The sequence below is a fragment of the Corallococcus terminator genome, assembly GCF_003611635.1.
In the GTDB taxonomy this organism is placed as follows: domain Bacteria; phylum Myxococcota; class Myxococcia; order Myxococcales; family Myxococcaceae; genus Corallococcus; species Corallococcus terminator.
This window is the reverse complement of record NZ_RAVZ01000336.1, coordinates 1-10,574: the sequence shown is the minus strand read 5'-3', so window position 1 is coordinate 10,574 and position 10,574 is coordinate 1. Positions and strand designations below refer to the sequence as shown.

At 71.8% G+C, this 10,574-nt stretch carries 5 protein-coding genes; 3 read left to right on the top strand and 2 right to left on the bottom strand.

Annotated features, from left to right (window positions below; translation table 11 throughout):
• Positions 1 to 120 precede the first annotated feature (120 nt).
• From D7V88_RS33670 to D7V88_RS33660, 3 genes are all read left to right on the top strand, one after another.
• Complete coding sequence (locus D7V88_RS33670) at positions 121 to 1,908, top strand: OmpA family protein (RefSeq protein WP_208726630.1); 1,788 nt, start codon at positions 121 to 123, stop codon at positions 1,906 to 1,908.
• Between the two features lie 12 nt (positions 1,909 to 1,920).
• Positions 1,921 to 4,983 carry a DUF4215 domain-containing protein gene (locus D7V88_RS33665; RefSeq protein WP_120544715.1) on the top strand — a complete coding sequence of 1,021 codons (3,063 nt, stop codon included), beginning with the start codon at positions 1,921 to 1,923 and terminating at the stop codon, positions 4,981 to 4,983.
• 199 nt (positions 4,984 to 5,182) lie between these two features.
• On the top strand, positions 5,183 to 8,722 hold the full coding sequence (locus D7V88_RS33660; protein ID WP_120544717.1) for a serine/threonine-protein kinase: 3,540 nt from the start codon (positions 5,183 to 5,185) through the stop codon (positions 8,720 to 8,722).
• Positions 8,723 to 8,822: 100 nt separating this feature from the next.
• On the opposite strand, the gene D7V88_RS33655 is transcribed toward D7V88_RS33660, so the two are convergent.
• On the bottom strand, positions 8,823 to 9,176 hold the full coding sequence (locus D7V88_RS33655; protein WP_120544714.1) for a hypothetical protein: 354 nt from the start codon (positions 9,174 to 9,176) through the stop codon (positions 8,823 to 8,825).
• Between the two features lie 137 nt (positions 9,177 to 9,313).
• On the bottom strand, positions 9,314 to 10,574 hold a 1,261-nt coding region (locus D7V88_RS33650), incomplete at its 5' end, for a sigma 54-interacting transcriptional regulator (RefSeq protein ID WP_147448968.1).

Genomic DNA, 10,574 nt, shown 5'->3' with positions numbered 1-10,574 from the left:
CCCTCCATCCCCGCGCGATTCCTCACGTCCTCTTCTTGACACCGCTGGCCCCGGGTGTGCATCCGCCATGGCACCCCTCGCCCCGCGATGGGTCGCGGACGTCCCTACGCCCGTGAGTCGATGTGGAGGAACGCTTTGTTCGCACGAAGGCATCACCTTGGGTTCGGAGGACTGGCCGTCCTCTGCGCTTTCAGCGCCCAGGCCCAGAGCAGCACGATTCCGGGCATCGAATTGGAGCGCCTGCAGCTCAACCCCGGCGCACGCGACAGCCTCGTGCTGTCCACCGGTGACCTGCTCCCCGCCGGGCAGTTCCGCGTGGGGCTCACCGCGCACTACGAGAACAAGCCCCTCGTCCTGCTGGAGAATGACGAGGAGCAGAGCGTCATCATCTCCAATCGCGTGACGGCGCACATCAGCGGCGCCTACGCCCTCACGAACTGGCTCGAAGTGGGCGCCCAACTGCCCATCGTGTCCCAATGGGGCCCGGAGACGAGCGCGGTGGGCGTGAGCCGCCCGACCACCTTCGCGCTCGGCACCCCCTGGCTCCAGGCCCGCGCCGGCTTCCTCTCCGAGGACCGGGGCGGCCCCATCGACCTCGGCCTGCACCTGGGCGCGGCGCTGCCCCTGGGCAGCAAGTCGGCCCTGACGCGCGACGAGGGCTTCACCTTCTCCCCGCGTCTGGGATTGGGCAAGCGGCTGGCGAACACCTTCCGCGTGGGCGCCGACGTGGGCGCGCTCGTGCGCACCAAGACGTATGCCCTGTCCCCGCAAGCGACCCCCGTGCGCGACGAGATGGGCGTGGAGCTGAACGGCGGCGTCAACGTGTCCGCGGGCCTCTTCGGCCTGCGCGAGGAAGTGCTCGTGCGCGGCACGCTGCCCGTGCAGGACTCGCCCAGCTCGCTGGAGGTCCTCCTGGGCCTGCGCGTCCCCACCGCGGACGGCACCGAGGTGTACTTCATGGGCGGCCCGGGCTTTGGCCAGACGCCGGGCACGCCGCGCTTCCGCCTGCTCGCGGGCGTCTCCTTCGGCACGCCTCCCGCGCCCGCCGGCCCCGTCTGTATCGCGGGCCAGCCCCACGTGGCCTCCGAGTGTCCCGACCTGGACGCGGATGGCGACGGCGTGAAGAACCGCGAGGACCGCTGCCCCACCACCCCGGGCCTCGCGGAGCTCCAGGGCTGCCCGGACGGCGACGACGACAAGGACGGCATCCTGAACCTGGCGGACAAGTGCCCCACCCAGGCGGAGAACAAGAACGGCTTCCAGGACGAGGACGGCTGCCCGGACGACCCCGACACCGACGGTGACGGCCTCGTCGATTCGAAGGACGCCTGCCCGCGCGAGCCGGAGACCGTCAACGGCTACAAGGACCGGGACGGCTGCCCGGACGTGGATCCCGACCGCGACGGTGACAAGGTCGTCGACCGGCTGGACAACTGCCCGGACGAGCCCGGCACCGAGGCCAACGGCGGCTGCAAGGAAGCGCCGCTCGCCCGCATCGACTCGGGCCGCATCAGCATCCTGGAGTCCGTCTTCTTCGAGAACAACCAGGCCGTCATCCAGAAGCGCAGCAACGCGGTGCTCGACAAGGTCGCCGCCATCCTCGTCTCCCACCCGGAGATCGCGAAGATCCGCGTGGAAGGCCACACCGACAACACGGGCAAGGCCGAGTACAACCTGGACCTGTCCCAGCGGCGTGCCGAAGCGGTGGTGGACTACCTCGTGGGCAAGGGCGTGCAGCGCGAACGGCTGGAGGCCCAGGGCTTCGGTCCCAACCAGCCCATCGCGGACAACGCCAATGCGGACGGCCGCGCGAAGAACCGCCGCGTCGAGTTCAAGCTCGTCGGAGAGGCCGAGGGCGTGCAGACGACGCCGGCCTCCTCCTCCACCCCGGAACCTCTTCAGAAGTAAGGCAGACCTCTCATGTTCATGAACGTCATGGAGTCCCTCTTCCGGGGACAGGCGTCACGCACGGTCGCGCGCGCGGGCTTCACCGCCGCGACCCTGAGTGCCCTGTTCCTCTTCATCGGCTGTGAGTCAGGTGACTCGCGGCCCTCCACGCCCGAGTCCGTCCTCACGAGCCAGCAGTCCTCGGCGCTCGTGGGCGACGGCCGGCTCCAGCCCGGCGAGCAATGTGACGACGGCAACACCGTGAGCGGAGATGGCTGTTCCGCCTCTGGCACCGTGGAGGCCGGCTACCTGTGCAACGTGCCCGGCAATGCCTGTTCGCTGCTGAGCCTGTGCGGCAACAACGTCACCAACACGGGCGAGCTGTGCGACGACGGCGACACGGTGGGCGGCAACAACGGCTGTTCGTCCACGTGTGATTTGTCCCTGTGTGGCAACGGCGTCTTCAACAACCAGCAGTACCCGTCCTTCGCGCAGGAGATCTGCGACGACGGCAACCGCTTCGAGGGTGACGGGTGCAGCCGGCAGTGCGAGGTGGAGCCCGGCTTCGCCTGCGCGGGCAGCCCCAGCCGCTGCGTGAAGGCGGGCGTGGCCATCTTCAACACCGGCGTGGACAACCAGAACCGCCGCCTGGAAGGCATCGTGGCGGATCCGCACTGGTTCTACGCGGGCACCGCCACGGGCGCGACCACGGGCGTGCGCAACGCCTCCGACTGGCCCCTGGAGATGCAGTCCGCGCGCTTCATGGCGCCCCTGGGCGGGGAGACGTGCGTCTACCAGGACTTCCTGGTTCCCTCGACGACGAACATCTCCCAGTTCCGGCTGCGCCTGGCCACCTTCAATGACAACCAGTTCGCCAGCGGGAAGGTGAACGGCGTGACGGTGTCCCCTGTCACCGTGAGCGAGCCCCCCGGCCAGCCGTGGCAGAAGAACATCTTCCGCGAGTTCGGCACCAGCGCGCCCTGGCACGCGGGCGTCAACCGCATCGAGCTGTGCAACGAGAACGCGGCCTCGCCTCCGAACGCCTTCCGCTACCTGTTCGTGGACGCGTACGACGACCGCTGCGGCGACGGCGCCATCTCCCTGCGCGAGGAGTGCGACGACGGCAATACCTCCAACAGCGACGGTTGCAGCGCGAGCTGCGGCATCGAGCCCGGCTACGGCTGCACGGGAGCGCCCAGCTCCTGCGCCCAGACGTGCGGCAACGGCAACCTGAACCCCGGCGAGCAGTGCGACGACGGCAACACCACCGCGAACGATGGCTGCAACGCGAGCTGCCGCGTCGAAGCGGGCTACGCCTGCCCCACCCCGGGCAGCGCCTGCGTGGCGTCCTGCGGTGATGGCGCCATCAACGCCGGTGAGCAGTGCGACGACGGCAACGTGTTCAGCTCGGATGGTTGCTCCGCGTCGTGCCGCATCGAGACAGGCTACGCCTGCTCCGGTGCACCGTCCGCCTGCGCCCCGCTGTGCGGCAATGGCTTCCTGAACGCTGGTGAGCTGTGCGACGACGGAAACACGTCCCTGGGCGATGGCTGCTCCAATGCCTGCACCCTGGAGCTGGGCTATGCCTGCGCCACGCCGGGCCAGCCCTGCGCCCAGACGTGCGGCAATGGCAACATGAACCCCGGTGAGCAGTGCGACGACGGCAACCTGACGTCGTCCGACGGCTGCTCCACCGAATGCCGCGTGGAGCGGGGCTATGCCTGTACCGCTCCGGCGGCGGGCCCCTCCGTGTGCGCCTTCACCTGCGGCAACGGTGCGTTGGAGACGGGCGAAGTGTGCGACGACGCCGAGACGCAGTCCGGTGACGGCTGCTCGAACGGCTGCCGCGTCGAGCCGGGTTGGAGCTGCTCGGGGACTCCGAGCGTCTGCAACACCCAGTGCGGTGACGGCATCACCGCGGGGACCGAGGTGTGCGACGACGGCAACTTCTCCGCGAACGACGGCTGCAACGCGTCCTGCCAGGTGGAGGCGGGCTGGAGCTGCCCCGCGCCCGGCAACGTGTGCTTCAACACCTGCGGCAATGGCGTCATCAATGCCGGCGAGCAGTGCGACGACGGCGATGCCACGTCGGGCGACGGCTGCTCCTCCACGTGCGCCGTGGAGTCCGGCTACGCGTGCAACGGCGCGCCCAGCCTCTGCGGCACCACGTGCGGTGACGGCGTCCGGGCCGGTGCCGAGGTGTGCGACGACGGCAACCTGACGGGCGGCGACACCTGCTCGCCGCGCTGCCTGCTGGAGATTGGCCAGACGTGCACCGCCTCCAATGTCTGTGAAGCGGTCTGCAACCCCACGTCCCAGACGTGCTCGGCCGCCAACGTGTGCGGCAACGGCATCAAGGAGGGGACGGAGGCGTGCGACGACGGCAACCTGACGTCGTCCGACGGATGCTCGGCCACGTGCACCGTGGAAGAGGTCCAGGAGCCCGTGCCCGCGGCCCCCGTCATCACCGGCCCCGTGTCCGGCACCACCGTGAGCACCTCCACCCCCGCCATCACCGGCACGGGCCAGCCCGGCAGCCAGGTGACGGTGCGCGAAGGCGGAACGGTGCTCTGCACCGCCACCGTCGATGCCACCGGGAACTGGAGCTGCGTGCCCACCACCCCGCTGGCGGACGGCCCGCACTCCGTGACGGCCACGGCCGAGACGCCCAAGGGGGGCACCAGCCCCGTGTCCAACACCGTGTCCTTCGTCGTGGACACCCAGGTGGACACCCAGGCCCCCGAAACCGTCATCGTGAAGGGCCCGCCCGCGAGCACCTCCGACCGGACGGCGGACTTCGAATACGGCCCCGACGAGGAGGGCATCACGTTCGAGTGCAGCCTCGACGGTGGCGCCTTCATCCCGTGCAGGGACCGGTACTCCGTCTCGCCCGGGGACCACACCCTGCGGGTGCGCGCGGTGGACGACGCGGGCAACGTGGACGCCTCGCCCGCGGAGCACACCTGGACCGTCACGAACACGCGCGCCTTCGCGGGCGGCGGGTGCAGCGCCGCGCCCGACGCTTCCTGGCTCGCCCTGCTGGGCCTGATGGGACTACCCGGCCTGCGCCGCAGGCAGCGCCGCCCGGCCGCCTGAGGTCCCCGGAGTCTCGGGGAGGCTCCCTGGAGCCTCTCCGGAGCTTCCCTGGAGCTTCCCCGGAGCCTTGAAGGCGTTCGTGGAGGCCGCCGGAAGGGGGCCGGATGTCCCCTTCGGGGGGTGCCCCCTCGCCCCCCTTCCATCCGCGCCCTTCCGGCGGCGCTCCCGCATCGTCTGGCCTTCCCCGTATGCTCCGTCCGTGCACGGGGCAGGCCGCCATCAGGAGTTGTACGAGGAAGAGGTCCTCCTCGCGCTGGACGAAGGGTTGCTGTCCTCCGAGGAGGCGGCGGCCCTGCGCGAGGACGCCCTCCGCCTGCACCGCGGGCCCCTGGAGCTGTTGAAGGAACGGGGCCGGCTGACGGAGAACACCCTGGACCTCTTGCGCAAGGACCTGGCCCGCGAGCGCACGGACCGGGGTGGCGCCCCCATCCAGGAGGCCCCCACGCTGTCGACCGCCCCTCCGGCGGCGACGGACGCGGACGGGGCGCCCGCGTTCCCAGTGCCTGGGTGGGACCGGTATGAGCCGGTGCGCTTCCTGGGGCAGGGCGGCATGGGGCAGGTGTTCCTGGCCTACGACCCGCTCCTGCGCCGCAACGTGGCCCTCAAGTTCGTGCGCGACGGGGACCCGGAGCTGGCCCGCCGCTTCCTGTCCGAGGCCCGGGCCCAGGCCCGCGTGCGCCACGAGCGCGTGTGCGAGGTCTACGAGGTGGGCGAGGTGCGGGGGCAGGCCTTCATCGCCATGCGCTACGTGGAGGGCCCGACGCTGGGACACCTCTCCAACACGCTCACGCTGGAGCAGCGGGTGCTGGTGCTGGCCCACGCCGCGGAGGGCGTGCACGCGGCGCACCGCGCGGGGCTGGTCCACCGCGACCTGAAGCCCGGCAACATCCTGGTGGAGCGCACGGAGGACGGGGGCTTCAACCCCTTCGTGATGGACTTCGGCCTGGCGCGCGACTGGCGCGAGGAGGGCCATCAGGCCAACGCGGTGCTGGGCACGCCCCACTACATGCCGCCCGAGCAGGCGCGGGGTGAAGGCCACCGCCTGGACCGCCGCGCGGACGTCTACGCCCTGGGTGGCACGCTGTACGCGCTGCTCACCGGGCAGCCGCCCTTCACCGGGGAGACGGAGACGGAGGTGCTCACGCGGCTCCAGACGGAGGCGCCGCTCGCGCCGCGCTCCCTGGACGTGAACATCCCGGAGGACCTGGAGGCCATCGTCCTCAAGTGCCTGGAGAAGGAGCGGCCCCTCCGCTACGACTCCGTGCGCTCGCTCATCGACGATTTGCAGCGCTTCCTGTCCGGGGAGCCGGTGCGGGCCCGGCAGGGCGCGCGCTACTGGCTGCGCAAGAAGGTCCGCAAGCACCGCGCGGCGCTGATGCTGGGCACCGGCGTGGTGGTGGTGGTGGCCGGGGCGCTGGGGCAGGCGGCGCTCGTGCGCGGAGAAGTGGCCGAGCGCGAACGGCTGGCCCGCGCCTTCACCGAACGCGTGGAGCGCATCGAGTCCGCGGTGCGCTACTCCGCCCTGTCGCGCCTGCACGACACGCGCGAGGACCGGCAGGCGCTGCGCGCGAGCATGACCGCGCTGGAGGCCGACGTGCGGCGCGCGGGGGCTCGGGCGGATGGAACCGGGGAGTACGCCCTGGGCCGCGCGCTGTTCGCGTTGGACGACCTGGACGGGGCCCGCGAGAAGCTGGAGGCCGCGTGGGCGAACGGCTACCGCGAGCCCCGCGTGGCGTGGGCGCTGGCGCAGGTGCTGGGCCACCTCTACCGCGACCAACTGCTGCTGGACGTGGAGCGCCGCGCGCCCGAACAGCGGGAGGCCCGCCGCAAGGAGCTGACCCGGCGCTACCGCGATCCCGCGCTCGCGTACCTGCGACAGGCGGAAGGGCCGGATGTCCCCGCGCCGCCCGAGTTCGTGAAGGCCCTGTTCGCCTTCTATGAGGACCGTCCGGACGAGGCCCTGTCCCTGCTGGCCACGCCCGGCATGCAGGTGCCGTGGTTCTACGAAGCGCCCCTCCTGCGCGGCGACATCCTGCTCGCGCGCGCGATGCAGCGGTGGAACGGGGGCGACCGCGCGGGCTCGCAGGCGGACCTGGCGCTGAGCCGCGAGGCGTACGCCGCCGCCGTCGCCACCGCGGAGAGCCAGCCCGGGGTGCACGCGGTGCTGGGGCGGCTGGAGCTGGCCGCGATGGTGATGGAGCTGTACGCCGAGGGGAACGTGCTGCCGCATTACGAGCGCGGGCTGAAGGCGCTGTCGCACGCGCTCGTCGCCGCGCCGGACCATGCGCGGGCGCTGGTGCTGGTGGCGCGCTTCCACCGCCGGCTCGCGGAGCAGCGCACGAACCAGGGCGGAGAGGGCGTGGAGGCGCTGCTGGAGAAGTCGCTGGCGGCGCTGCGCACCGCGGAATCCGTGGCGCCGCCGAGCACCCGCGTCCCGCTGGAGCAGGCCCTGACGCACCGGCTGTGGGCGCGCTACCAGCAGTTGCACGGCGTGGATCCGCGCGAACAACTGCGGCTGGCGACCGCCTCCTTCGAGCGCCTGCGCCCCGAGGACCGGGACTACGCCTTCCACGCCAACCTGGGCCTGACCTGGCAGGGGCAGGCGGACGCGGAAGACGCGCGCGGTGGGGATCCGCTGCCCTTCCAGGCGAAGGCCATCGACGCGTACCAGGAGGCCCTGCGGCTGAGCGAGCAGGAGCCGTACACGTGGATCAACCTGGGGGTCGCCTACCGCAAGCGCGCCAACGCAGCGAGCGCGCCCGACGCTGTGGGGGACCTGCGCAAGGCGAACAACGCGCTCACCCGGGCCCTGTCGCTCAATCCGGACAACTTCAGCGCGTGCTTCAACGGCGCGGAGGTGGCCGAGCAGCTCGCGCGCTTCCACTACCTCAAGGGCGAGGACGTGAGCGTGGACCTGGAGCGGGCCCTCGCGCTGTACCGGCAGGGCTTGAGCCTCAACGCGAAGCAACCCGCGCTGCACAACGCCCTGGGCTCCGCGTTGTTCTGGCAGGGGGAGCTGCTGGCGGAGGAAGGCGGCGACCCGGCGGCGCTGCTCGACAAGGCGCGGGCGTCCTTCGAACAGGCGCGGACGCTGGCGCCCACGCAGGGCTTCGCCTTCAACAACCTGGGCGAGTGGGAAGTCTTTCGCGCCGAGGGCCAGCTCGCGAAGGGCCAGGATCCCACGGCCACGCTGCGCGCCGCGGTGGTGCACTACACGGCCGCGCTCGAACGGCTGCCGGACGACGCGGACTTCCTGGCGAACCTGGGCAAGGCGTGGGTGCATCAGGCGACGTGGGCGCTGTCCCAGGGGCGAGACCCGGCGTCGGACCTCGCGCGGGCCGCAACGGCGTTGAACCGGGCGCGTGAGCTCAACCCCCGCCTGGGCAATGCGTGGCGCTACCTGGCGGAGGGAGAGGGTGTCCGGGCCCGTTGGATGGCGCATGGCCACGGCGCGGCGGACGGCGACTTCCAGCGCGCGGCGCAGTCGTTCGAAGAGGCCCTGAAGCGGGACCCGAGGCTGGAGTACCGGCTGGCAGCGGCGGACTTCCACGGCGCGTGGGCCGCGTGGCGACTGCGAGAAGGCCAGGACGCAACGGCGGGACTCACGCGCGGGCTGGAGCTGGCCGACGCGGTGGTCGCGGCCCGTCCCCGGTGGGTCCGGGCGCGCGAGGTGAAGGAGGAACTGCTGCGGCTTCGCTCCGGACCGGGGGCCCCGGTGCAAGCGCGTGCGGTCGAGTGAAGGAGGACTCGCCGTGGCTTCGCACCCAGACCGCGTGCTCCGGTGCAGGAGCGCGCGGCCGAGGCACGCGGGCCCTGACGGGGCCCGCGACCTGCTTACGTCACAGTTCCGGCGGGTCGCTCGTCACGTCGATGCCGCCGTTCTTGCGGTCATCCTCCAGCGGTCCGAGCTTCCGGTCCTTCGCTTCGTCGGGGATGTTGACCTCGAAGGGATAGATGCCCTTCGGCGCCGTGGCGGAGACGGTCAGTGGCGCCGTCGCCATGGTGGGGCCTCCCAGCGTGTACGGGCCGGACGTGGTGAGGGGGTTCACCGGGGAGAACGCCACCGTGGCGCTGGCGATGGTGGCGGAGGCGGCGCCCAGCGTGAAGATCACGTGGTCACCATGTTTCACCTCCGGTCCAGGGGTGTAGGTGACGGGGGTGGTGGAGATGTCGATATAGATGGTGTTGGCCATAGGTCCTCACGGCAATGCAGCGCCCGTACCAGTGTGTGGGCTCGTGTGTACACCCTCGGAAGTATCACTGGCGGGGCGGGGAACCCAGGCGCCCCGGACGCGTCAATGACACATTGAAACACGGCTGACGTGTCAGCTCAGGTCCCTTCCAGGCCCAGCTCGCGCACCCTGCGCTGGAGCGCGCGGCGGGAGACCTCCAGCTTCTGCACCATGCGGTCCAGGTCGCCTTCGCATTCGTGGAAGCAGCGGGTGATCTCCTCCGGGCTCAAATCCCGCGCGGTGCGCAGCAGGGAACTCTTGTCGATGAGCACGTACACGGAAGAGCGCGGGATGCCCAGCCAGTCCGCGGTGGCCTTCAGGTCCCACGCGCACGCGCGCAGGGCCTCCAGCACCTCCTGCTCGCTCACGTCCGCCGGCTTGCGGCGCGCGGGCGTGCGGTGCCCCGCGGGGGTGTTCTCGGTGGCGGACGACGATGGCCCCACGTCCAGGGGCTGGCCGGGGATGGGGAGCGCGTCGGTGTCCAGCGTCTGCTCCATCCGCGCGTCCACGCGCAGCCCGAGAAGGCCCCGGCTGCCGATGACGAGCTGACGGGCGACGTTGCGAAGCTGCCGCACGTTGCCGGGCCACGCGGAGCGCGCCAGCCGCACCGCGAGGGACGCGGGGAGCCACGGTTCGGCGCGCGCGTCCGCGGACGTCAGGCGCCCGGCCTCGCCGGTGGACTCCAGCTCCTGGCGGGCGAAGTGGAGGAACAGCGGCGTGATGTCCTCGCGGCGCTCGCGCAGGGGCGGCACGACGATTTCAAAGCCCGCCAGCCGGTGCAGCAGCGGGGCCTTGAAGCGGCCGTCGTGGATGCGCGCCTCCAGGTCCGCGTCGGTGGCGGTGACGAGCCGCACGTCGACGCGCACGGGCGTCTGGCCGCCCACGGGGTAGACCTCGCCCGTCTCCAGCACGCGCAAGAGCGCCGCCTGGACCTCCGGGGGCGCCTCGGCCACCTCGTCCAGGAAGAGGGTGCCGCCATGGGCCGCCCGGAAGAAGCCGTCGCGGTCGCGCGTGGCGCCGGTGAACGCGCCCCGCAGCGTCCCGAACAGCTCCGCGGCGATGAGGTCCTTCGACAGGGCGCCCAGGTTGACGCTGACGAAGGGGCCGCCGCGGCGGGGCCCCTGCTCGTGGAGCGCCCGCGCCACCAGCTCCTTGCCGGTGCCCGTCTCGCCTCGCACCAGCACGGGCACCTGGAGGTCGGCGACGCGCAGCACGTCCTCGCGCACCCGGACGATGCCCTCGCTGTCGCCCACCATGCCCAGCCCCGCCAGGTTCGCCGGGTTCGCGGGCCGGGGGGCCGTGGACGTGCGCGGGGTGGCCCGGTGCAGCAGCAGCGCCACGCGCCCGGCGAGCACCAGC